General features: G+C 40.0%; 22 protein-coding genes and 1 riboswitch. Of the genes, 4 read left to right on the top strand and 18 right to left on the bottom strand.

From position 1 onward, the window contains the following. Nucleotides 1–88: 88 nt before the first annotated feature. The 15 genes from ACN6MT_RS08035 to ACN6MT_RS07965 form a co-directional block, all read right to left on the bottom strand. Complete coding sequence (locus ACN6MT_RS08035; RefSeq protein WP_419955445.1) at nucleotides 89–913, bottom strand: flagellar hook-basal body complex protein; 825 nt, start codon at nucleotides 911–913, stop codon at nucleotides 89–91. A gap of 16 nt (nucleotides 914–929) precedes the next feature. Beyond that, nucleotides 930–1343 carry a flagellar hook capping FlgD N-terminal domain-containing protein gene (locus ACN6MT_RS08030; protein ID WP_419955444.1) on the bottom strand — a complete coding sequence of 138 codons (414 nt, stop codon included), beginning with the start codon at nucleotides 1341–1343 and terminating at the stop codon, nucleotides 930–932. Nucleotides 1344–1356: 13 nt separating this feature from the next. Then, complete coding sequence (locus tag ACN6MT_RS08025) at nucleotides 1357–2394, bottom strand: flagellar hook-length control protein FliK (protein ID WP_419955443.1); 1038 nt, start codon at nucleotides 2392–2394, stop codon at nucleotides 1357–1359. 42 nt (nucleotides 2395–2436) lie between these two features. Next, entirely contained in the window at nucleotides 2437–3114 is a 678-nt protein-coding gene (locus tag ACN6MT_RS08020; protein ID WP_419955442.1) for a glucosaminidase domain-containing protein, read from the bottom strand. A gap of 3 nt (nucleotides 3115–3117) precedes the next feature. Next, nucleotides 3118–4650: a flagellar filament capping protein FliD gene (gene fliD, locus ACN6MT_RS08015; RefSeq protein ID WP_419955441.1), complete on the bottom strand. Its 1533-nt coding sequence runs from the start codon at nucleotides 4648–4650 to the stop codon at nucleotides 3118–3120. Nucleotides 4651–4845: 195 nt separating this feature from the next. Then, the gene (locus tag ACN6MT_RS08010) at nucleotides 4846–8802 is read right to left on the bottom strand and encodes an OmpL47-type beta-barrel domain-containing protein (protein WP_419956408.1); all 3957 of its coding nucleotides are present in this window, start codon (nucleotides 8800–8802) and stop codon (nucleotides 4846–4848) included. Nucleotides 8803–8895: 93 nt separating this feature from the next. Continuing rightward, complete coding sequence (locus tag ACN6MT_RS08005) at nucleotides 8896–10164, bottom strand: flagellin (RefSeq protein ID WP_419955440.1); 1269 nt, start codon at nucleotides 10162–10164, stop codon at nucleotides 8896–8898. Between the two features lie 165 nt (nucleotides 10165–10329). Beyond that, entirely contained in the window at nucleotides 10330–10812 is a 483-nt protein-coding gene (locus ACN6MT_RS08000) for a PilZ domain-containing protein (RefSeq protein WP_419955439.1), read from the bottom strand. 62 nt (nucleotides 10813–10874) lie between these two features. Then, entirely contained in the window at nucleotides 10875–11753 is an 879-nt protein-coding gene (gene flgL, locus ACN6MT_RS07995) for a flagellar hook-associated protein FlgL (protein ID WP_419955438.1), read from the bottom strand. Nucleotides 11754–11787: 34 nt separating this feature from the next. Beyond that, nucleotides 11788–13251 (bottom strand): flagellar hook-associated protein FlgK, encoded by a 1464-nt coding sequence (flgK, locus tag ACN6MT_RS07990; protein ID WP_419955437.1) that lies wholly within the window; start codon nucleotides 13249–13251, stop codon nucleotides 11788–11790. 12 nt (nucleotides 13252–13263) lie between these two features. Continuing rightward, on the bottom strand, nucleotides 13264–13734 hold the full coding sequence (locus tag ACN6MT_RS07985) for a flagellar protein FlgN (RefSeq protein WP_419955436.1): 471 nt from the start codon (nucleotides 13732–13734) through the stop codon (nucleotides 13264–13266). Beyond that, the gene (gene flgM, locus ACN6MT_RS07980; RefSeq protein ID WP_419955435.1) at nucleotides 13727–13996 is read right to left on the bottom strand and encodes a flagellar biosynthesis anti-sigma factor FlgM; all 270 of its coding nucleotides are present in this window, start codon (nucleotides 13994–13996) and stop codon (nucleotides 13727–13729) included. Before flgM ends, ACN6MT_RS07985 begins: the two co-directional genes overlap by 8 nt. A 407-nt stretch (nucleotides 13997–14403) precedes the next feature. Then, nucleotides 14404–15177 carry a flagellar hook-basal body protein gene (locus ACN6MT_RS07975; RefSeq protein ID WP_419955434.1) on the bottom strand — a complete coding sequence of 258 codons (774 nt, stop codon included), beginning with the start codon at nucleotides 15175–15177 and terminating at the stop codon, nucleotides 14404–14406. A 5-nt stretch (nucleotides 15178–15182) separates the two neighbouring features. Further along, nucleotides 15183–16025, bottom strand: coding sequence for a flagellar hook-basal body protein (locus ACN6MT_RS07970; protein WP_419955433.1), 843 nt, complete (start codon nucleotides 16023–16025; stop codon nucleotides 15183–15185). A gap of 14 nt (nucleotides 16026–16039) precedes the next feature. Beyond that, on the bottom strand, nucleotides 16040–16477 hold the full coding sequence (locus ACN6MT_RS07965; RefSeq protein WP_419955432.1) for a YaaR family protein: 438 nt from the start codon (nucleotides 16475–16477) through the stop codon (nucleotides 16040–16042). Nucleotides 16478–16600: 123 nt separating this feature from the next. On the opposite strand from ACN6MT_RS07965, the gene motA reads away from it, so the two are divergent. The 4 genes from motA to ACN6MT_RS07945 all read left to right on the top strand — a co-directional run bounded on the left by motA (nucleotide 16601) and on the right by ACN6MT_RS07945 (nucleotide 19222). Then, a complete protein-coding gene (motA, locus tag ACN6MT_RS07960) occupies nucleotides 16601–17404 on the top strand; it encodes a flagellar motor stator protein MotA (protein ID WP_419955431.1) in 804 nt (267 codons plus the stop codon). After that, nucleotides 17401–18138: a flagellar motor protein MotB gene (locus ACN6MT_RS07955; protein ID WP_419955430.1), complete on the top strand. Its 738-nt coding sequence runs from the start codon at nucleotides 17401–17403 to the stop codon at nucleotides 18136–18138. The genes motA and ACN6MT_RS07955 overlap by 4 nt, the downstream gene beginning before the upstream one ends. A 30-nt stretch (nucleotides 18139–18168) precedes the next feature. Then, nucleotides 18169–18885, top strand: coding sequence for a C39 family peptidase (locus ACN6MT_RS07950; RefSeq protein WP_419955429.1), 717 nt, complete (start codon nucleotides 18169–18171; stop codon nucleotides 18883–18885). An 89-nt stretch (nucleotides 18886–18974) separates the two neighbouring features. After that, a riboswitch (cyclic di-GMP riboswitch) is annotated at nucleotides 18975–19058 on the top strand. A gap of 41 nt (nucleotides 19059–19099) precedes the next feature. Continuing rightward, entirely contained in the window at nucleotides 19100–19222 is a 123-nt protein-coding gene (locus ACN6MT_RS07945; protein WP_235847173.1) for a DUF3789 domain-containing protein, read from the top strand. Nucleotides 19223–19312: 90 nt separating this feature from the next. Here the strand turns inward: ACN6MT_RS07945 and ACN6MT_RS07940 are convergent, their stop codons facing one another. From ACN6MT_RS07940 to ACN6MT_RS07930, 3 genes are all read right to left on the bottom strand, one after another. Beyond that, on the bottom strand, nucleotides 19313–20260 hold the full coding sequence (locus tag ACN6MT_RS07940; RefSeq protein WP_419955428.1) for a carbohydrate kinase family protein: 948 nt from the start codon (nucleotides 20258–20260) through the stop codon (nucleotides 19313–19315). A 72-nt stretch (nucleotides 20261–20332) separates the two neighbouring features. Continuing rightward, nucleotides 20333–21802 carry a glycoside hydrolase family 32 protein gene (locus ACN6MT_RS07935; RefSeq protein ID WP_419955427.1) on the bottom strand — a complete coding sequence of 490 codons (1470 nt, stop codon included), beginning with the start codon at nucleotides 21800–21802 and terminating at the stop codon, nucleotides 20333–20335. 87 nt (nucleotides 21803–21889) lie between these two features. Further along, nucleotides 21890–23509: an ABC transporter substrate-binding protein gene (locus ACN6MT_RS07930; RefSeq protein ID WP_419956407.1), complete on the bottom strand. Its 1620-nt coding sequence runs from the start codon at nucleotides 23507–23509 to the stop codon at nucleotides 21890–21892. Nucleotides 23510–23527: the final 18 nt, after the last annotated feature.

The following is a 23527-nucleotide window of genomic DNA, read 5'->3' as shown; positions in this document are numbered from 1 at the left end:
CGAAAATTTAACAAAATACACTATATAAATTGAAAAATATGTAAAAAAAGAGAGAAATATCCCGAATGATATTCTCTCTCTTTATCTATTATCGTTTTAAATTTACCAATTCTTCTAATATTTGATCGGAAACTGTAATTATTTTAGAATTCGCTTGGAATCCACGCTGGGCGGTAATCATTTCAGTTAGTTCTTCGGATAAATCAACGTTTGACATTTCGAGTGCGCCTGCGATAACTTGTGCATTACTTCCTTCCGTGAGCAGCGTTGCAATCGAGGCTGAATCAGCATTTGGTGTTAAAGAATACAACGAACCACCGGCTTTCAATAACCCCTTTGGATTGTCAACTGCTATAGTTCCAATTTTCAAACCGGTATCTTCACTTGTTCCATCCGGGTTAACACCAATAATGCTGCCATTCGCATCAATGGAAAACGTAATGTATTGATCTGGGATGGTAATTTTTCCGCCATCTTGGCCGACTACAAACATACCATTCTGATTGACCAAATTATTACTGCTGTCTAATGTGAAATTCCCAGCTCTTGTTAAGAACTGCTTCTGTGAGGCATTTTCGACTACAAAAAATGCATCACCATCAAGGTAAAGGTCTGTGCCTATATTCGTAGTTGTTGGACTTCCAGGTGTGTGAAGAGTATCAATGCTGCCAACTCTTGTTCCTAAGCCCACCTGAATCGGATTTGTCCCGCCTGAGAGTGGCGCTGGGTTCGCTCCTGCAGTTTGCGTTGGACCCGTTGCCCCTTTAATCGTCTGACTGAAAATATCTTCAAATACGACACGGCCTTTTTTAAAACCTACTGTATTAACGTTCGCAATATTGTTCCCAATGACATCCAATTTTGTTTGAAAACCTTTTAGTCCGGATACCCCTGAATTTAATGAACGAAGCATGTTTTTGTTCCTCCTCTTATTGATTCATTTCCATTGAATGTATTGAACTTGATACTATTTCTTGATCGCCAATTTTATAGTAAACTTGGTTATTTTTATAATTAATCCCGGTAACCGTTCCGCTCTCTTGTACATTGGTTTCTGGGTTTGTCCATGTGACTTTATTTCCGAGTACATAAGAATATTGACTTAAATTATTGCTGGATTCCAAATAGGCTGTAAGCGAGTTATTCAGGTTGGAGAGCTGTTCTAATACGCTTAACTGTGCCATTTGTGCCACGAATTCTCCGTCTTTCTGCGGCTGCGTTGGGTCTTGGTTTTGAAGCTGCGTAACTAATATTTTCAAAAATGCTTCTTTTCCCATTTCCTGCTTTGGCTGGGTGCTGGTTTTTTGTGCTGAGTAGGAATTGATCGTATTGATTGAAGTCAATGGTGCTCCTCCCTTAAGCCGTGGTATTTATTTTAGAAACCCATCCTGTTTCAATCGTATAATCTCGATATTCATCTTGGGTTTGGATTAATTGTTGATCGTTACGCTTACGTGAATCTTGCTGTCCATGTCTTGCATTTGAATCTCCCTTTTGTGAGAATGCTCCCATGAAATTAGAGTTTATGTTCTGTTGGGAGATATCGATTTTTGCGACATGCAGCCCCTGTGTTTCTAAAGCAGACCGTAATGTCTGAACATGTGTTTCTAGTAAATCCTTCCCTAAAGGAGTGGAGGTAAGGAATTCAGCCGTTACTTGCCCTTCCTGAATGGTAACCTTGACATCGACCTTACCTAAATGCTTTGGCGCCAGGGTAAACGCAGCCTCGATTCCATCTTCCAATCCTGTTACATGTATCGAAGATTGTAAAAACTTCGTTATTTCTTGATCAAATTGGTTAGCTTGTACAGTTTGTGCAGGGACTGCCTTCTCATTGGAAACGACCGGTTGGTTCGTCAGTGTTGAATGAAACGTGGTCAAGGCATCCACTGTAGAATTCCTGCCTGTTTGGTTCACATCAGGTAATTCTTTTTGATGGAAATCCTCATTAGTGACTATCCCTGTTTCTTTAACTAAGTCACCTGTTACTGACTCTTGAAAGATGGTTGCAGCTTCCGGTTGTACTTCACCTGTTTGTCCTTCAACTGTCACCAGTTTTTTTATGTTTGATTGGAAAAGGAGATTTTCTGATGTTTGTTTGCCATTCTCTATGTTTGGCTCAACTTGTGCCTGCACCTCTATCGACCATTTTTCCATCCCTTCTCCCACTTGATGGAGAATAGGATCCGTTAATGCATTTTGCTGCAAAGAGGCAGATTGTACCAATGGGTTAATAAATCCAAAAGGCACCGTATCTTCTTCCTTTTGCTGTTCTTGGACTTGACCAATAAGTTGTAACAAAGCCTCAAAACCAGCAGCCTGTTCTCCCTCACTCGCTGCCTTTTTGCCGGTTTGATTAATGCTTTTCATTTGTATTCCTGAAAGCTGGATCACGTTCTGCCACCTACTCACTTTCCTTTGTTTAAGAGATACCCATTAAGCATAATTACTCCCTGTTGTTAAGGTATCAAAGTAGCGCTGAACACCTGTTACCCAGTGATTATTAAGTTGAGTGGGGTCATTGGCTGCTCCAATTGGTGCATACTTGGCCCCTATTTGAGCGATGGTTAATTTCCCTTTATCTAAATAGTTTTGACGGAGGTTTCGAGCCATATCAAAAATGCTTTCTTCAATGGATGGATAAGTTTTTAATCCGTTTTTCCCCATCATCCCTGCCACATTAAATTTAAAGCGAGCCGCGTTTGAAGACCCGTTACCCGTTTCATGGATGGAGATAGCCGCTAGAAGAGCAGGATCAATGTTATATTTTTTACCAGCCTCTTGAAAAAAGTGACCGGTATTGTGCAAAACTCCCTTTAGATGGGCATTAAGATTTTCGCTGCCAGTCGTTTTAGAAGAAAGAGATTCACTTTGTGGAACTCCTGCTCCAGTCTGAGGGACCAACGAATTCAAACTAGTTAGTAGAGACGAGATATCTAGATTGCTAGTTGATTTATGATTCAACTGAGTTTGCAGCAACACTTGTTCCAGTAATTGCTCGAAGGGATTATTTGTTAGACCTGATTGATTAGGAAGATTACTTTGCCCGAGGCGAGAAGTATCTAAGATTGTTTTGTGAAGCAGCCAATTATTAGACAAAGATCCAATATTCATAGACTACATACCTCCGCCCGTTTGCTGATATAACCAAGAACTTTGTGAATTAAAACGTGACATTGCTTGCTCCATTGCCGCAAATTGGCGATAATATTGTGCTTCTTTACGCTGCAACTTCTCGGTTTGGCGGGCAATATCCGTCTGCGTATTCGACAATAACTTCCCAATAACACTTTGATCATACTGATTATTCCCGGTGAAACCAGCTTTATTGGTCAATTCTTTAATCCCGGCCTGTAAAGTCTCGGAAAGTTGATTGATGACACCACTTGTTCCTTTACTTGCATCCCCAAGTTGGGAAAATAGTTTTTCAACTGCGTCAGGATCTGCTTGAATGGCCTCTCTTAATTTTGTTTCATCCACATAAAGCTTCCCTTTGTCCTGATAGCTTCTAGATGAAATCCCAATTGACGAAAGTGAGTTGTAGGAACTGCCATTATCAACAATAGAAGTCATCACACTGCGCATTTTCGTAAGCATCCCGGAGAGAATACGATCACTGCGAAGGAGACCACTTTTCGCTTTTTCTTCCCACATTTCAATCTGTTTCTCCGACATTTCACCTTTTTGCTCTTCTAAAAGAGGCTGGTAATCCCTATAGACAGGTTCAGCGATGGATTTATTCATCTTATCTAGCATGCTATTATATTGATCAACAAAATCTTTCACATTCTTTATAACCCCGTCCGAGTTTTGCGAGACAGTAACGGTACTTGCCCCGTTGGTTGGGCTTTTAAAGGAAAAATTTATCCCCATGATAGTTGCATTATTGGATGTTAACGTTGTAATCTCATTGCCATTAAATATGACATTGGCATTTTGACCAGAAGCAACTAAGTTTGCTGTGTTTAGGCCCAGTGTATTGTTTAAAAATGCCTGACCTTCCGCACTTGTATTCATACTCAGATCAATTTTGGCAGCGGCGCCAGTTTCCTTTGTCTTTAACGTAAACTGTTGTAAGGTTGGATCATAAAAAGCTTGCAGTCCTAAGCTTTTCCCCGTACTGTCTTTTGCACCATTTATTTTTGCCACGACATCGTTGATGGAGTCTGTTGTTTTAATAGCGATAGTCGCCGTTTTTCCCGGATCATTGTTGACATTAATTGTTATCGATGTATCGGCTGTTAATTGGGCCGCACCTTGGACGGAATTCCCAAGCGTCTTGGTTGGATCTAAACTTACTTTATCCCCAGTAAAGACCGCTGAACTGGCCAATTGTTTTACTTCAACAGAATACGTACCTGATAAGGATGTGCCTGAAGCAGTCGCTGATACGGCGTTCTCTTGGCTAGAAGAAACATCGTACGTATTATACGTTTTTGATAGACTCATATTTAAAATCGTATTCGACCGAAACGCTAACAAATCTGCATTCCATTGCCGATAGGAATCACTTAACCATGTTTGCTTTTGTTGGTTTTGTTTCAGTTTATTAAGCGAGATACTTTCAGCATTCATCAGCTTTTTAACAATAGAGTCTGTGTCCATTCCTGAAGCAAACCCTGTTAACCTTGTGATAGAGGAATAATTCACTACTAATCACCTCTCATAAATATATTCTCTTATGTAGTATCGGCAGGTTTTTCAGAAGAATAGAGGGGTTTTTGTAAAAAAATGAGGATTTCCTGATATTTTGGGATTTTTCCTGATATATTTTTAAACGCTATCTCATCAAAGCAAAACAATTTACTATACAAAAATGGCCCTAGGAGTCCTAGGGCCATCATGTTATTTTACTTCTACAGTTTTCTTGGCAATGATTAAAGTGCCATTTTCTAAATAACCACGTAATACAAGGGTAACTTCGCCTTTTTTCCAATCAAAGTCTTCTCGTTCGAATTTGAAATGGCCTTTTTCCGCTTGTTTTTGCAATCCATTATTTTTTGGATCAGCTGCTACACCGTTTAATGTAAAGCTAGATACATCAAAAGAGAGAGATTCAAAGCTTTCCGGTAAGATTGCTTTTACAGTAAAGACTCCTTTGTTTCCTTTAATCACTTTCGGTAGTACCTCAAGAGTTGCAGGAATATACACAAGGAATTCTTTTTCTACTTGCGTTGTCCATCCTGCTGCATCGGTTACTGTAACAACAAGCTTATATGCACCTGGTTCACTAAGCGTAACTTGGTCGCCTTTTTGATAGGACTTACCGTTTACCGTTACGTCTTCAACCGCTATCCCTGAAAGGTTATCGGCAGCAAGGTAATCCAATGTAAAAGTAGAACCAAGCTCCTGTTCTGCAGCGATGTCGAAAGAAACAGTTGGTGCAGTTTTATCAATTTTCACTTCTACTGTTTTAACTTTTTCTACATTACCAGCGTTATCTACGCTGTAGAAGGTTACTTTATTTACACCTTCTTCTGTAACCGTAAACGCTGTGCCTTCTAAGAATTCTGAGCCGTTAATAGAATAGAAAGTTTTTGCTACACCACTAAGTGCATCCGTTGCTGTTAATTCGACTGCTACTTCACCTTTATTCCACTCGTCAGTAACATTTGAAACAGTATCAGGTGCCTTAGTATCGATTTCCACTTCTACTGTTTTCACTTCTTCTACATTACCTGCGTTGTCAACGCTGTAGAACGAAACCTCATTTATACCCTCTTCAGTAACGGTAAACATTGTTCCTTCTACAAATTCTGTGCCATTAATAGAATAGAAGGTTTTCGCTACACCGCTAAGTGCATCCGTTGCTGTTAATTCGACTGCTACTTCTCCTTTGTTCCACTGGTTGGCAACATTCGAAACAGTTTCCGGTGCCATAGTATCGATTTTCACTTCTACTGTTTTTGCTTCTTCTACATTCCCTGCGTTGTCAACGCTGTAGAACGATACTTCATTTAATCCTTCATCTGTAATCGTAAATGTTGTTCCTTCTACGAATTCTGAGCCGTTAACAGAATAGAAGGTTTTTGCTACACCACTAAGTGCGTCCGTTGCTGTTAATTCTACCGCTGCTTCCCCTTGATTCCACTTGTCGGTAACATTCGATACAGTTTCGGGTGCCTCAGTATCGATTTTTACTTCTACTGTTTTTGTCTCTTCTACATTCCCTGCGTTATCCACACTGTAGAAAGATACTTCATTGACGCCTTCTTCCGTAACAGTAAATGTTGTTCCTTCCACGAATTCTGATCCGTTAATAGAATAGAAGGTATTTGCAACTCCACTTAAATCATCGGTTGCTGTTAATTCAACAGACACTTCTCCTTGATTCCAACCATCAACTACATTTGAAACGGTCTCTGGTGCCTCATTATCAATTTTCACTTCTACTGTTTTCACTTCTTCTACATTGCCAGCGTTATCCACGCTTAAGAAGGAAACTGTATTCACTCCTGAATCACTTACAAAAATGGTTGTACCTTTAACATATTCTTCACCATTAATAGAGTAATATGTTTCTTTAACTCCACTTAAATCATCGGTTGCAGTAAGCTTTAACAGATAGGACTGGTTTAACCATTGATCGGTAACATTTGAAGTCGTTACTGGAGGTGCTTCGTCAATTTTCACATCAACCGTCTTCACTTCTTCTACATTACCTGCATGATCCACACTGTAAAATGAAATGGTAGACACACCAACATCACTAACTATAAAGCTAGTACCTTCAACAAAATCAGTACCATTTAAAGAATAGTAGGTATTTGCTACTCCACTTACATCATCTGTAGCGGTTAACTCCACTGATACAGCCTCTCGATTCCACTTATCAACTACATTTGATTCTGTTACAGGTGCAGTAATATCCTTTTCACCAACTTCGACAACTATAGTGCTTGACGAGCTGGATTCTTTTCCTGATTCTGAAACTGGTACAATAACATACGTGTGTTCACCTGATTCTAAGCCTGGTAATGATAATTCAGGATCACTCGTACTTCCAACAAGAACTCGTTCCCCATTTACTTCTTCATACACATTATAGGCATTCGCATCCTTAACTGGATCCCAGCTAAGAACAGCATCATTGCCTTTTATAGCCGCATCTGGTGTTGTTGGTGCTTCTAGTTCTGGTTCAACATATGCAGTTGCCTGATTCGAGGCAGGAGATACACCATACTTGCTATTTGCAGTAACTTCATAAACATATTTACCTACAGGCTTTTCTTTAAATAATGTGCGTGTATTTATTGTCGTTTCGAGCAAGATACGTTCCCCATCAACTACTTGATAGACGTTATATGAAGAGGCATATTCAACTTCGTCCCACCATAATGCAATAGAATTGACATCCTGATTTACAACTGCCTGCAAGTTTTCAGGTGCTTGAATTTCAGGATAAACAATGGACACTTCTACACTTGAACCCTCGATTGATTCACCAAATCGGTCACTATACGATGTAATTTCATAAACATAGTTTCCTTCGGGTAAGTTTTCTACGACAGTATATGTGTTTGTGATATCTGAAATGAACTTTCTTTCTCCATTGATAACCTGGTAAAGCTTATAAGATGTTGCATATTCAGCTTTATTCCATTGTAAATAAACAGAATTTACATATAGTATTGAAGCCTTAAATCCTTCTGGCTTTTGCATCTTAGGATGAACAACCTGTTGTTCAAGATGGGCTGCGGGTGACTCACCGAACCGGTCACTATAAGAGGTCACCTCATAAATATAGTTACCTTCTTCCATGTTTGTAAAACTTAGTTGAGGAAAAGCTGTCTCCCTTAGAAGAACTCTCGACCCGTCTATAACCTGATATACCTTATAATAATTTGTATAATCTACCTCACTCCAGGTTAACATTCCATCATTACCATTAGATATCGCTAAAGACAGATTTCCTGGGGCTTGCATGTCTGGATGAAGGACATCAAACTCAACAACAGCAGCATTTTTTGATTCACCAAATGTATAGCTGTAGGCAGTCACTTCATATCGTTGTTTTCCCTCTGTTACTTTTGTAAGTGTTGCACTTAAATTAGTTGTAGAAGTTACTAGTTTCCTCTGGTCTCCCTCAACTTTATAAATATTGTATTTATTAGCATATGTTGCCTGATACCAGCTTAATGTAACATCACTTCCGTTTGTTATTTTATAAGCAAGGTTACTTGGGGCCTGTACCTCAGGATAAATAATATCTGCTTCAACACGTGCTACAAGCTCTGATTCACCAAAGATACTATTATAAGATGATATTTCATACACATAATGACCTTCAGGCAAGGTATTAAATTTAAAAGAAGTCCTATCTGTTGTTGTTACTAATTTTCTTGTACCATTAATTATCTGATAGATTTTATAATAATGAACATATGCACTACTGTCCCAACTTAAGGTTAAATCGTAAAAACTTTGTACAGAGGCTTGTAAATTAGTTGGGGCTTGCATGTCTGGATACATAATCGTTATCGATACTGGTGAAGAGATTGGCGATTCTTGTCCAGAAACGATTGCAGATACAGCAAATGTATAGGTTCCCTCAGGTAAGTTTACATAAGCCGCGTTGCTTTTAACTTGTGAATCTAACGTTTTAGTGTCACCATTAATTCGATAAACTTTATATGCAGAGCTGTAAGGTACTGCGTTCCACTCGATGACAACACTACCTGGATAACGTTCATAAACCTTTACATTTGTTGGTGCCTGCAAACTTGAAGCATAAACTCCCATAACAGGAAGTAACAATTGGATAAATAGCAATAAACTAATTATTGCTGGAAGCTTTCTCATTCTTTTCAAGATAAACCCTCCTTTATATGACAAGTAAAATATTTTTATCAAAAAAAGAGATTTAAGACGCCTTAAATCTCTTTTTATTATTTGTTAACGAAGTAATTGAAGTACTGCCTGCGGCTGTTGGTTAGCTTGAGCAAGCATTGCTTGAGCTGCCTGAGAAAGAATATTATTCTTTGTGAATGTCATCATTTCTTTCGCCATATCAACATCACGAATACGCGATTCTGCAGATGTTAAGTTCTCAGCAGTCGTGCTTAAGCTGTTATTTGTAAATTCAAGTCGGTTTTGAACCGCACCCATTTTTGAACGCTCAGCTGCAACAGTCTCAATCGCTGTGTTAATCGCAGTGATTGATGTGTTAGCTGCGGCTTGAGTAGAGATGTCTGCTCCACCAACTTTAAGCGTATCGCCATTTGTTAATCCTACTGTTGCTGCAAAAACTTGGGTACCGTCAGATCCCATGAATTTAACACCATCACCTGAACGCGCTACTACTTCCCCATGTGCATCTAAAAGAACATTATCACTTGCTTGGTATGTGTATGTTCCTGCTTCAAGACCGCTATTAGTAAATGAAGCTTTCGCTGTAACTGTTGTTCCATCAAAGCTTAATGTCCCGGATGTTACAGATTGTTTAAAAGTAAATGTGTCATCTCCGGCTGCGCCATCAAACGCTTTTGTCGTAAACACTAAGCCAGTTGTACTTGAAGCTACGACCTTACCGTTTTCATCCTTAACTTCATAAACCCCGCCATTATCAGAAACACTGTAAGTTCCTGCCTTTAGTGTATCACCTTTTGTTGTTGTACCAGCAGTAACAGTGCTAGATTGTTCAATTCCTACACTACCCGCAACACCTAGGCTGTATGATTGTGAATCCCCAATCTTAAGGCTCATATTCTGATCCTGGTTGGCACCAATTTGGAATGTACCGTCAAATGAACCGTTTAAAAGTTTCTTTCCATTAAACTCTGCAGAAGAACCGATACGGCTTACTTCTTCAGCTAATGTGTCGATCTCAGCTTGAAGTTTTACACGGTCAGATGATGTGTTTGTATCGTTGGCAGATTGGACTGCTAGTTCACGCATACGCTGTAAAATGGAATGTGTTTCATTTAAAGCACCTTCAGCTGTTTGAAGTAAAGAAACACCGTTTTGTGCGTTCTTTTGAGCTACTTCTAATCCGCGAATTTGTCCACGCATTTTTTCAGAGATTGCTAGACCTGCTGCGTCATCACTTGCACGGTTAATACGAAGACCTGAAGACAATCTTTCCATGTTTTTCGCTGCTGCATTTGAACCAGCTGTTAACTGACGATGTGTGTTAAGTGCTGCTACGTTTGTGTTAATTCTCATTTTATGTACCCTCCTATTTTTGAGGAATATTTTCCCTCTCTGTTTTTATGTATCGACAGGATTTTTGAACCTGTAGAGGGGGAAACGAAAATCTTTTATAAAATTCTTCTTGGCTGATTTTATAAAAGAAAATAGCCAGGCGGTTGCCTGGCTTAATATCGAAATCTATTTTATATCGATTTTCCTACGTTGGTTTTCCATGGCGAAGATTGTTTTCAACAAGCGGTTTTCATCATACGTCGAAAGATCAACAAACTGGATACCGTACAATACAGCACGCTTTTTGATGTTTTCAGTTTTGCGTACAATTCTTCCGTTTAACATGAATTCCTCATTATCTAAATAAAAATTTATTTTTACGTAAACCTTTTCCCTTAATGGAAAGTCGTATTCACTCAGAATCCCTACTCCGCCTGCACTAACATCAACAATTTCACAGTAGAAATATTCGTTAACATCCAAACTCCCAATCTTTAAGACTTCCATAAGCGTATTTTTAATATTAGTTCGAAAACGAAAGTTATCCCTTCTGTTAGGCGGCTTCACCTCTTTTTGCACAGTCCTTTGCCTCTTTTTTCTATTACTATTGGTTAAATATATAATAGAGGAAACTAGGATAATTAACGCAACTGCTGCTATTTCCTTCATACAATCCCCTCATTCAAAACATCCCCACCTTAATGCTAAGATGGGGAAACATTGATTTATTTTTATCTTAAAAAATCAGCTAGGCTCTGCTGAAGGATTTTTCCTCCTGCAGATAGTGATGCTTGCAGCAATGTTTCTTGAGCGGATAGTTCCAAGAATGCTTTTGAAATATCCGTATCTTCGACTGTTGATTGCATCTTTTTATGTAATAGCTCTGATTGCTCCAATTTATTGGACGCCAGCTCGAGCATATTTTGATTAATGCCTACCACGGTTCGCTGTGTAATCACATGATCCAATTGTTGTTCAATCGAATTCAAGAGCGCCTCTGGATTTTCACCGTTCTCTAATGTTTCTGCCACCGCGTCAATGGTTTCGAACAAGTTTTTACCGTCTACAGAGAATCCAAACACAGATGCTGCATGGACATTCCCTTTCACACTAAGTCCCTGACCAACATTCCACTCTTTCACGATTGGATTGCTCGGTTGCAAAGCCCCATTTTGATAGGGCTGCGTATTCAAGTCAGTCCCTGAAAAAAGATAGCCGCTTCCATAAGCTGTATTCGCAATTTTCCCTACCTGATCAATGAGCGAGCGTACTTCCACAGCGGTATTTTTCCTATCGCTCGGATTATTCGTGTCATTGCTTGCTTGAAGCGTGAGCTCACGAATGCGGTGCAGTACATTCGTAACATTCCCAAGCTCACCGTCCATTGCTGAACTCCAACTGATGCCATCTTCGACATTTCTTTGATACTGCTCAATTTGCGACAATGAGGAACGATAAGATAATCCCTTCAAGACTTCACCTGGCTGGTCCGAGATCCTTTCGTACTTCTTTCCAGAAGAAATCTGCCCATGAAGTGTCTCCATTGATTTGTTACTGCGATGGAGACTTTGGATAAATTGTTGGCTAATCATCTGCTGCGTAACGCGCATCGTTCTCCCCCTTTCATGCCATGAATCATTATGGTTACTTCATTCCGTTAATCAATGTATTTAACAGGTCGTTCACTGCTGACACATAGCGGGCAGCCGCATTGTAAGCCTGCTGATAGCGAACCATGTTCGTCAATTCTTCATCAATCGATACACCAGCTACTGATTGTCGGCGATTGTCCACCTGCTGCACCATCTGAACAGCATTTTCAGCGGACTGCTGGGCAGTTTGAACATCAGTCCCTAGTTGGCCGATAATCCCCTTGTAAAAATCACCGATGGTGGCATCTGTTCCGCCAATATTCATTTTTTGAAAGAGAGCCTCACTCATCGCTTTCGCATTCGATCCATCCCCAATCGTATCCGAAGAAGCAGCTGCTACCTTCGATGGAAATTCTACCAGCAACGGGTTAATCATCATACTCCCCGCATTTTTAGGGGGCTTGGTTGGATCATCTTTATCAACAAAAAACAGAAGTTTTTCTAAAGGTGCATTCGGATCTGTACTTCTTGCTTGGATATCATCTAAATTCCTCGCATTATCTCCTGCATGAATGGCGTTTATGCTGTCTGCGATGGTCTTCGCCAATAAGTCAATTTTCACTCGTAAATCAGGGATGGTTCCAAAGCTTGTTCCGTTTACCGTGTACCCATGGGTTTCGAGCAATCCCTTAATTTCCCCGCCTGCTATTGCAATATCCGTACCAGCGATGTTGGCCCCGCCAGTTTCCAGGTCCAATGTAAATGTGTTGGCATTGTTCCCCTCTACCAGCTTTTCACCGCCAATTGAAACATCCACTCTGCCATTTTGAGCAGGCGTTACTTGGATATCGACTAGCTTTGAGAGTTGATCCAGCAGCACATCTCGTCGGTCCTTCAAATCATTAGGCTGATTGCCGCTGCCAATGTTTTGAGCAATCTTTAAATTCAAACCTGCCACCTCATTGGCGATGGTATTGATTTCATTGGTCTTACCTGTAAGTTGATCGGCCAGGAAATTTTGGTTTTGTTCAATGCCCGTATAGATTTCATTGAGTTGACCTGCCACTTCCTTCCCGTTTGCAACCACGACCACGCGGGCCGATAGATTTTCCGATTGCTTGGAAAGCTCCTGCAGTCCTTGCCAAAAACGATTTAGCGAACTGGTTAGACCAGAATCTCCTAGTTCGTTAAAGACATTTTCTATGTTAGAAAGCGCACTTGCCTTTGCTTCCCAATATCCGGCCTCTTTCTGCTCATTCTGAAATTGGCGGTCTAAATAAGACTCCCGAATCCTTCGAAACTCCGATACCTCTACACCTGTACCCATTTGCATCGGAATCGTTCCATTATTTGGATTCGGTGAGGCTAGTGGAATACCCGCCTGCAATACAGCTTCTTGCCGCGTGTATCCCTTCGTGTTTGCGTTGGCAATGTTATGTCCTGTTACACTAAGTCCAGTTTGTTGGGAAAAAATCGCTCTTTTTCCGATTTCTAACCCATGAAAGGTTGAGTACATCTTTTTTCTCCCCTATGCTTTTAAATCAAACAAACGAGCATATTCTCTTGAATCCTGCGCTTCCGCTTCGGAACTATATAGACCCGAATCCTTTGATTGCGGCAGCATTTGCTCGATCATGAACTGTGTATAGGTTAATGACTGTTGAATCAATTGCTGATTATGTTTGTTTACTTTATCAATTTCTTCAAATAAACGCTGAAGTAATGTCAATTTCGAAGTCCACTCTGCTTTTGTCACTCCGTCAGGTTGTTGTTCTATCAGTTTCGAGAGAGGAAGATACGATTTGTCATGCTCCATTACATCCATTCTCATCTCATCTACTTCTTTGATTTTTTTGATCAGCTTCGATTCATCCGCCATAATACCCAGCAGCGGATTGATTTCTGCAGAAATTAAGATTTCCTGCTTTTTCTTTGCAGTTTCTAACAATGTGATATGCAGGTCTGTTAACATCTGCAAAACTTCTGTGAGGCTATTCATCGATTTTTGCACCTGACTTCCAAGCTGAGAGTAATTTATCCGCTAACTTTTCACTGTCTACTTTATAGGTGCCATTGGCAATTTGGCTTTTCAATTGCTCAATTTTTGCATCTTTTTCTTTTTGTATCTGAAGCTTGGCTTCGTTTGATAATTCTACTTTGTCTGATTGAAGTTTATTGGTTACTTCTTCTTTTTTTGGCTGATTGTTTTTTTGGTATGCCTGATATGCCGCATCAAGTCGATTAATTGGATTGATTTTCATAAAGTCCGCTCCTTTTAACTCTATCCCTTACTTTTTGTATCGGCAGTTTATGGTTTACTGTTTAGAGTATTTCTTAATTTTTTTAAAGGCTGTGTGAAATAATCCTGTTGATTTGAGCTCCAGTATAGCTAAGTAAGATAAGCGGAGACTTTCCGGTTAAATGCAGAATGGAGCCTATTTCGAGCTAAATAAGGGGAGGTTTTCCGGTTATTGATAGCAAAATCTCCCTTTTTCACGTAATTCTTCTCAATAGGCGGAATCTCTCCGTCTATTAAAGCTATTTTTAATTAGTAATGCTAATTAAGCGAAAATTTTCCGTTTATTTGGATTCTTAAAATCCACAATAGCCTTTAACACAGCCCTAAAAAAGAAACGGCAGCATAAACCGCCGCCGCTAAATTTCCTTATTACCTCATAATCCCATTCACGATTCCCATCATTTGGTCCGCATAGCTAAGCGCTCGGGCATTGGCTTGATAACCTCTTTGAGCTTTAATCATATCGGTCATTTCCTGATTTAAGTCCACATTGGACGATTCTAAAAACCCTTGTTTGATTTGAACATTCGTATTGACAGCTGTAACCGTACCACCCGTTAACCTGTAAACTCCGCCATCATCCTTTAACAGCTGTGAATTGCTAAAATCAACCAAACCGATACGCTGGTTTGTCCCGCCAATCGTTCCGTCACTAGCCACTACGAATTCATTGCCCAGATCCCATTCAATTGGATTTTGATTTTGGTCAAGAAGCACATCTCCGTGGGCGTTTACCAGCTGAAAGCGGCCGCCACCTACTGGAGTTTGCTTAAAGGCTCCGCCTCTTGTGTACAAAATTTCCGTTGTAGTTCCTGTTGTTCGTTGTACTTGAAAATAACCTTTCCCTTCGACCATGAAATCAAATGGCTGATCCGTTTGCTTAGGTGCACCTTGGGTCAGATCTAATGACGTTCCAGCAATTCGAGATCCAAAAGTAGTACGAATACCGGGAGGAGATAATCGGCCAATCTCCCTTTGCTGTTCGATTTGGTTTTGAATGGAGACTGTTAAATTCTCAGAAAAAGCGGCTTCTCTGCGCTTAAAACCTACGGATTCAACATTGGAAATATTATTGGCGATCGTATCTAACTTCCCTTGGTAGGCGCGAACACCAGACGAAGCAATAAATAAAGATGTATTCATAGCTTTTATATCCTTCCAATCGTGTTTAATTGTTCTAGTGTTTTATCGTAGGCTTGAAGTACTTTTTGATTCGCCTCATACAACCGAATATTCGTCATCATTTCGGTAATGGTTTTGGAGGTGTCAACGTTTGATTGCTCGATCATTTTATGATGCAGCTGTAAACCAGCAGGGAGAGTCTGTGTAAGCACAGCAGGTGCTGCCCCCTCCAGCTCATAAAGACCATTATCTTTTTTAACTAATTGGTTTGGGTTATTAACCACAATAATTCCAAGTGAGCCAACGGTTCGTGCACGTGCTGGGTCATCAGGATTAACAATGATATCACCATTGTTTTGGATTGACACATTTCCGGAGATCAACTCCTGATCAGATAGGGGCAGACCATTTTTTCCTAAAACCAAATCTCCTGCTGCGGTCGTCAGCTGCCCATTTTCATTGACAGAGAACCTTCCGTTTCGCGTAAATTGGAAACTTCCATCAGCTGTTTGTACGGTAAAAAAGGCAGCTGGTTTGATGTATTCTCCGTTTTCTAAGATGGGTGCTAGTGCTTGGTCGTTAATCGCGACATCAAAAGGCATGTTACTGTCCACTAGACTTCCCTGTGAAAATAGCGGTAAGGTTTCTTGGTTATACACCCCCATGGACAAGGTGCCGATTTTTGGCGATTCCCCCGTAGTTTCTGATTGACGGATACGCTGCAGTAACATGTCTGGAAAAGAACGCAGCGGACTTGAATCCTGTTTAAAACCTGGGGTTTCGACATTCGCCAAATTATTGGTTAGTGCATTTTGTCTTCTCTGCAATGCAATCATCCCGGATGCAGCGGTATCAATTCCTCGAAGCATAATTGTGCTCCTCTCTACATGTATAAATTTACTAATAATCCTTTAATTTCACCGATCGTCTTCAAAAGGTCAACGGAACCAGTTTGTTTTTCCATCACCTGCTCTGAAAGTTTGATTAATTGTTGGTCAATTTGTTTAATTATTTTTAGTCTTTTATCTCTACCATTGGAGTGAAATGACCGATACTCCTCTATGGAGTAACCATTTTGAACGACTTCTTTTAAAAAGTCTTGAATGCTTTGTTTATAGGCTAATAGATCTTTTACGGATTGGGAAGTACTTAACCGGCTGCCGTTTTGATCCAAAACTTTGAGAAGGGTCTGCAAACGATCTTGTGTTAAATGAGATTGTGTTTCTTGAAAAACCTGTTGAAAAGAAGGGGATTCTTTCCCTTTCTCCCGCACTGGAATAAAGCGATCCTGACTGATAGTTTGGCTTTGTTGGATCTTCAAGCGGATACTCCTTTCATGATGGTTACCATTATTTTTCCGAAAAAGAAAACTGTCGAATTTTTCCGGTTCACGTTGAATGTAATTTATTTAAACTAAATTAAAGATAAACTAAAGGAGAATTTTATGTCTAGTATTTTTGGAATTTTATTGGCACTCCTCGCAATTGGATTAGGAATGATTTTAAAGGGCGCACCACTGGCATCGTTGAACAATCCCGCGGCATACCTGATTATTTTTGGCGGGACAGCTGCTGCAGTGCTTATCGCATTTCCGTTTCGAGAAATTAAAAAATTTCCGAAACTATTAAAAATTGCTCTGTTTGAACCAAAGCTTCCTTCAAAAGCAGAACAGGTTGCTAGGTTAATAGAATGTGCGGAAATGGCTAAAAAAGAGGGTTTTCTAGCTTTAGAGGAAATTGCTGAAACAACAGACGATCCTTTTTTTAAAAAGGGGCTCGAAATGATTATTGATGGCTATGACGCGGAGTTCATTGAGGAAGTTTTATTTGATGAAGTCGAAGCAATCGAACAGCGTCATAAAACAGGTGCGCTTATTTTTACACAGGCAGGCACGTATGCTCCGACTCTTGGTGTACTTGGGGCCGTAGTCGGTCTGATTGCTGCACTTGGCTCATTATCCGAAATCGAAAAAATCGGTCACTCGATTTCAGCTGCGTTCATTGCTACCTTACTTGGGATTTTTTCCGGTTATGTACTATGGCATCCATTAGCAAACAAATTAAAGCGACTATCCAAACAAGAACAAGAATTAAAGCTGATTATCATTGAAGGGCTGCTCTCTATCTATCAGGGGGTTTTACCAAGTGCCTTGGAGAAAAAGCTAACGGTTCATATCCCTCCGTCTGAACGCAATAAAGTTGAAAAAGAACTTGAACAAGATGACTATATTGAGGAGAAATCAGCATGAGAAAACGGAAAAGAGCCTTTAACTCTGACCACGAAGACCATGTAGATGAATCCTGGCTAATACCATATGCCGATTTATTAACGTTATTACTGGCGCTATTTATTGTCTTATACGCAGCCAGTACCGTTGACAAGGAAAAATATCAATCGATCATGGAATCCTTTCAATCTGAATTAACCGGGACAAAAATTGAGAGTCAACAAGCAGGTCTATCACCGAACCCTTCCTCTCCTCAACCAGAGATAGGATTGCCAGAGGAAGAAGTATTAGCAGAAACAAATGACAAAGAACTGGATGTATTGCGGCAACAGCTTGAAAGCTACATCCAAAACAATAGCCTAGAGGATATGGTCTCCCTCGAAGAAACAGAAAAGGGAATTGAAGTATCCTTAAAAGATGTGGTGTTATTTGATTCGGGAAGGGCAGATTTAAAGGAACGCTCCTATCAAACTTTAAACGGGCTCGTTGGCTTGATTAATACGGTTCCCAATCCGATTAGTATTGAGGGGCATACGGATAATGTTCCAGCACATAATACAATCTATAAAACGAATTGGGAACTGTCTGCAGCTCGAGCGGCCAGTGTTCTCCACTACTTTGAGTCACAAAACGTTCAAGCCAATCGCATGCAATTTTCAGGTTTCGGAGAATATCAGCCTCTATTTCCAAACGATTCGGATGAAAACCGGCAGTCGAACCGCCGTGTAACGGTTGTGATTTTACGAGGCCGTTAAAAATTTCCTGCTACTAGAGGTGATACAGCTGTGAAAAGGGTTGTTATATACGGTTTCAGTTTAATAGTTTTATGTTTTTCTATATTGGCAGACGTGGGCTCTGGAAGTAACGAAGAGGAAGCAAAGGCAACTCCCTTCACAAAAGTGGTGTTGGCTGAGGAAATCCAATTGGATGTACCGTTACTTAATCAAATGGATGAACCCCAGTTATTTAATGGCTGCGAGGTTACCAGTCTGGCAATGCTGCTGCAATATTGGGGAATTAATGTGACAAAAAATCGACTAGCCGAAGAAATCCCACGGGTTCCTCTTCAATATGGAGATGGTAAAAATGGAAATCCCAATATGGGTTTTGCCGGCAATATGGAAGATGGGCCTGGGTTAGGAGTCTACCATGGACCGATTTTCTATTTGGCGAATACTCATATCCCTAACGATTTAATGGTTCAAAATCTATCAAACTATCCTTTTTCCTCCATTCTGGAAAAGGTTAGCCAGGGTCTGCCTGTTTGGGTGATTACGACAACCAACTTTGCACCCATACAAAGTTTCCAAACATGGTCCACCCCACAAGGGTCGGTTAGGGTTTCGTTTAACATGCACAGCGTCGTCATTACCGGCTACGACCAAAACCATATCTATCTTAACGATCCCTATGGAACAAAAAACAAACAGGTTAATCGAGAAAAGTTTATTGCAGCTTGGGAACAGATGGGTTCACAAGCTATCGTGATTGCACCTAAATAAAATTTTTGGTAAAAGATTAAACTTTTTGTAAGAAATTGCCGATACATGGTAGTATTAAGATGAATTCACCAAAAATAAAAAACATATATCGTACGAAATGGCAAAATGACCGAAAGGTGATGACGCAAAACTAGAGGGGCTAAAGTGATATACAAGGCTAGCCAGTTACCGAATATGAATCCTTCTACGATTATGTAAAGATGGGGGAAAAACAATGTTAACTTTTATTGCAGGTGTAACAATAGGGTCTACCACAATGCTGGTCATCATGAGCCTAATGACAGCATCCAAAAGAGGCGACCAACGAATAGAACTTTCTATATCAAAGGAAAGCTAACATAGCCGGAAAAATAAGGAAAAAGACGATTCGAGGGGGAAGAATCGTCTTTTTGTTATGCTTAGATATAAGTTGCACTATTTAATCACATTAAGGTCGCAAGATATCTTCAATCGTTGGTATGGCAGAAATGGCACCAACCTTGGTACAGACAAATGCACCCACTTTATTACTAAACGAAATAATTTTTTTAAGTGCCTCAAAATCTTCTATTGTTGGATTTTCGTTTGCGAATTGGTATAATGTTGCACCAACGAATGCATCACCAGCACCTGTAGAATCAATGGAAGTTACGTTTATGCTAGGGACAATTTCTTTACTGTGCCCATTAGATAGATAGGTCCCTTCACTGCCTAATGTTACAGCGACTACTGCTGCACCTAATTCATGAAGGAATACTGTGCCTTCAGCCAAATCACTGCTCCCCGTTATAAGTTTTAATTCCTCATCACTCACCTTTACAAAATCAGCTAAAGCGACCCCTTTTTTGGCTAATTCAATAAAGGTTGGAACACTATCTTTCCAAAGATCTTTTCGGTAATTAGGATCAAATGAAATAAACTTTCCTTGTTTCTTTGAATGATTCATTACCTGAAAATAGGTCGATTGAAAAGGGTCATTTAATAAAGCCGTTGCTGAGCCAAAATGATGAATAGCAGCCTCATTTAGCTTTTCAAAATTAAGTTCTTCCTCCACTAGAAAGGCATCAGCTCCTCGGTTAAACACAAAATCTCTTTCACCGTTGGCCTGTAAGGATACAAAAGCCAATGTGGTTGGGTGGAAATCATCAAATACGACCATTGATGTATCTACCTTCACGTCATCCAGTGTCTTTTTTAAAAAATGTCCAAACGGATCATTTCCAACTTTTCCAGAGAATAGTGCGGTCCCGCCTAATTTTGCAATTGTGGCACAAACATTTGCAGGAGCACCCCCTGCTTGCTTTTGAAAATTTTGACCTTCAATTAAATTAATGTCCACATCGGTACAGAAAAAATCGATTAGTAATTCACCAATACATATTATGGATGAACTCATTCTACACACCTTCCCTTTAACAAATAAAACTCTAATCTATTACTGCCGATTAGAGCTCTCATACGTTTAAACCTACCTGCTCCAAATGGAATCAAGTTCCGTTAATTTTATATTAGCAGCGTTAGTTGTTCCTTCATTCGAAAATAAAATGAGCTCTTTGCCTGCCTTATGAGGGAACAGTAAGCTAGTAACCGCAACCTCACCGTCGTTGGCAAACACCTCAATGGAGGAAGTATCTAAAAACAACTGAAGTTTCAATCTTTGATTCGCTAACGTTAATGCTGCTTCCTGCACAGCTGGAAAAGATGTCGAAAAGCTATTATCCCCAGAAAGAGTCCGATCAACAAATAACTTCTCTTCGATGCCATTATAGCCAATTACGGTTTTCTCTTCATCAGAGTGCTGTATGATAATTCCAAATTGACTTGAAGTTACTTTTTCAAATTCAATCGTTAATTCTAGTAATGAATTGTTTACGGGAACCGATACATTACTTCCAGATTCAATCGCAATGTCTGGATATGATTCTGTTTCTTTTCTAATCGTATGAACTTCAGCAACCGGTTTTTGGAACAAACGGACTCCATTTTCTGTAGAAGTTAATGATAATTCTCTTGGTAACGTCATCGCACTTCGCCAAGCTTCAGTGGGGACTTGATTCGCATAGCGCCAGTTGCTCATCCAGCCAAGATAAATACGTCTTCCATCCTGGATATCAGACCAACTCACACCCGCATAATTATCCCGGCCGTAATCTAACCATAGAATTGTCGAATCATCATGGTCATTTACAAAGGTTGTTCCATCGAACTGTCCGATAAAGTATTGTGTTCTGGAACCTTTTGCTGATTGTCCGTTATCTCCGATACTGACAATCATTACCCACTTTTCTTGTCCACCATCTACAGGTAGTTTGAATAAATCCGGACATTCCCAAACACCATCATGTGAACCGGCAGTATGGCCAAATTCACTGGCAAACTCCCATTCTTTTAAGTTAAGGGAAGTGTAAATCGTAATCGTTTGACCTGTTGCCAGCACCATCACCCATTTTTGGGTTTCTTCATGCCAAAACACTTTCGGATCACGGTAATCGGTAATGTTAACATCTGAAAGGACAGGATTTCCTTCATATTTTACCCACGTTCTGCCATTATCCTTGCTATAGGCCAAACTCTGTTGCTGAAGCGGTCGTTCGGAATCCGGATAGGTGCCAGCACTTGTATAAATCGCAACTAATCCTGGTTTGTCTTTTTCAAAAAATCCGGTGGTATTGTTCCAATCGACAACCGCACTTCCTGAAAAAATGGCTCCCAGGTCATCCGGATATAAGGCAATCGGCAGATGCTCCCAATGAATCATATCTTTACTTACTGCATGTCCCCAGTGCATGGGTCCCCAGGTAGTACCAAATGGATGGTATTGGTAGAACAAATGATATTCATCATTAAAAAAGACCATTCCATTCGGATCATTCATCCACTTTTCTTCGGGTGAAAAGTGAAATTGTGGACGATACTGCTCTTTATAGGTTTGCATCATTTTTTCGCTCCTTAATATCTACTAAATTAGTATATAAGGCTGTACGTATGCCAAAGCAATGTATAGCCTTATACTAGTTACTCTGATTTATTCCTGGCTTCGATCGTAACCTTTTTGTTTAATATCCAGCCATTCTTGCAGTCCTAGTCGGTCTAATTCTGCTAGATAATCCTTCCATTCTTTTTCAACACCGCCATTTGCAATCCACTCCGCACGCTTTCGCTTAATATAAGCAAACATATCCGTTTCAATCACAGAAAGTCGATCTAGGTCCTCAATTGAGAAGAAGACACGTGGATAAATATTGTCTGCTTCCATGTAAGGAACCATCACTTCTTTCATTAAGTTCAGTCTCCAAGCAGCATCATCTGGTTTTGTTGTCACAGTACCATAGTAGCTATCTAAGATCGCTAACGGTCCGCCGATAGATGTTTTTTCTCTTAATTCAACTGGTGCAGTACCTTCTAATGGAAGGTGCTTTAACATTTTTGTTGCCTCGTCCATTTCGAAGATGTTTTGTTGCTTTTCATCCCCATACGTACCCCAGTTATTCTGTACAGATTGAGACGGATCGTAGAGCTGGTCAATCCACTTTGCAGTTAATTCTAGGTTTTTATTTGCTGATGTAACCACTAAACGTGAACGATCAAAGCCCATTCCATTTGTTCTCGCAACATTTTGATGTCCTTCTGGACCTTTTAACGGAGCTAACAGATCGTAATCATCGCCCATGCCAGTGATATTTCCTTTATCCCACGTGAAGTACAAACCATATTTTTTGTCTCTGCCTTTTGCAAGATACGTGTTCCAATCATGCTCAAATGCTTCGATATCGATTAATCCTTCATTGTATAAATCGTTGAACCAGCTAATCGCCTTTTTATAGCTATCATCTGCCGCTGTAAGTTTTACTTCTCCATCATTAGTAACAACCGTGAAATCCCAGTTGTCTCCTAGACCGAATGCCCCAAATAAGGAGTGTGGATCTTGTCCGCCATCATTTATGATGAAGGACATTGGAATCTCGTCCGCTTCGCCATTACCATTTGGATCTTGGGTTTTAAATGCAAGTAATACTTGTTTTAACTCTTCAGTTGTTTTTGGAACTTCTAATCCTAGTTTATTTAACCATTCCATATTAATCCAAGGGAACGCATCCACAGAGTGAATACTTTCTTTTCCTTCACCTAACTCCTCAATCCAAGGAAAAGCATAAATATGTCCATCAGGGGCCGTCATCATTGCTTTGTACTGTGGTGCTTTTTCCAGGACTGCTTGTAAATTCGGCATATACTGAATTAAATCTTCAACAGGTACAATGACTCCATCCTTCGCGTGCTTTAGTAATTCATAATCACTAAAACCTGCATTTAAGATGGCATCTGGAAGTTCTCCACTCGCAATCGCTAAATTTCTTTTTTCATTAAAGATATCAGTGGTATAATTTCTCCAATCAATTTTTACACCGGTTTGATCTTCTAAGCGTTGAAAAATTAACTTTTCATTTGGATCCTTAGGTGCCAAGGGTGAACTGGATGTCATAATTTTTAATGTTTTTTCCTCTTTCAATGGGAAGGATACATCTTTTAGTCCATAATCCTTAGCAGAGAAACTTTCGCTGCCGCCGCTTTTGCTTGTACAGCCGGTTAGAAGTAACGAACCTGAAAGCAGTAGAGCAGAAGCCGTTGTAAACATTCTTTTTTTCATCATAAACCCTCACTTTTT

This window comes from Neobacillus niacini (assembly GCF_048572935.1).
Taxonomy (GTDB): Bacteria; Bacillota; Bacilli; order Bacillales; family Cytobacillaceae; genus Neobacillus; species Neobacillus niacini.
This window is presented reverse-complemented; position numbering and strand designations above follow the sequence as displayed.

Bases quoted from the DNA above. Each gene is read 5' to 3' on its own strand.
- flgM (WP_419955435.1), bottom strand. From the start codon at position 13,996: ATGAAAATCAATCCAATTAATCGACTTGATGCGGCATATCAGGCATAC.
- ACN6MT_RS07935 (WP_419955427.1), bottom strand. From the start codon at position 21,802: ATGATGCAAACCTATAAAGAGCAGTATCGTCCACAATTTCACTTTTCA.
- ACN6MT_RS07955 (WP_419955430.1), top strand. From the start codon at position 17,401: ATGAGAAAACGGAAAAGAGCCTTTAACTCTGACCACGAAGACCATGTA.
- motA (WP_419955431.1), top strand. From the start codon at position 16,601: ATGTCTAGTATTTTTGGAATTTTATTGGCACTCCTCGCAATTGGATTA.
- ACN6MT_RS07945 (WP_235847173.1), top strand. From the start codon at position 19,100: ATGTTAACTTTTATTGCAGGTGTAACAATAGGGTCTACCACAATGCTG.
- ACN6MT_RS07930 (WP_419956407.1), bottom strand. From the start codon at position 23,509: ATGAAAAAAAGAATGTTTACAACGGCTTCTGCTCTACTGCTTTCAGGT.
- ACN6MT_RS08005 (WP_419955440.1), bottom strand. From the start codon at position 10,164: ATGAGAATTAACACAAACGTAGCAGCACTTAACACACATCGTCAGTTA.
- ACN6MT_RS07940 (WP_419955428.1), bottom strand. From the start codon at position 20,260: ATGAGTTCATCCATAATATGTATTGGTGAATTACTAATCGATTTTTTC.
- ACN6MT_RS08010 (WP_419956408.1), bottom strand. From the start codon at position 8,802: ATGAGAAAGCTTCCAGCAATAATTAGTTTATTGCTATTTATCCAATTG.
- ACN6MT_RS08000 (WP_419955439.1), bottom strand. From the start codon at position 10,812: ATGAAGGAAATAGCAGCAGTTGCGTTAATTATCCTAGTTTCCTCTATT.
- ACN6MT_RS07970 (WP_419955433.1), bottom strand. From the start codon at position 16,025: ATGCTTCGAGGAATTGATACCGCTGCATCCGGGATGATTGCATTGCAG.
- ACN6MT_RS08020 (WP_419955442.1), bottom strand. From the start codon at position 3,114: ATGAATATTGGATCTTTGTCTAATAATTGGCTGCTTCACAAAACAATC.
- flgL (WP_419955438.1), bottom strand. From the start codon at position 11,753: ATGCGCGTTACGCAGCAGATGATTAGCCAACAATTTATCCAAAGTCTC.
- ACN6MT_RS07975 (WP_419955434.1), bottom strand. From the start codon at position 15,177: ATGAATACATCTTTATTTATTGCTTCGTCTGGTGTTCGCGCCTACCAA.
- flgK (WP_419955437.1), bottom strand. From the start codon at position 13,251: ATGTACTCAACCTTTCATGGGTTAGAAATCGGAAAAAGAGCGATTTTT.
- ACN6MT_RS07985 (WP_419955436.1), bottom strand. From the start codon at position 13,734: ATGAATAGCCTCACAGAAGTTTTGCAGATGTTAACAGACCTGCATATC.
- ACN6MT_RS08035 (WP_419955445.1), bottom strand. From the start codon at position 913: ATGCTTCGTTCATTAAATTCAGGGGTATCCGGACTAAAAGGTTTTCAA.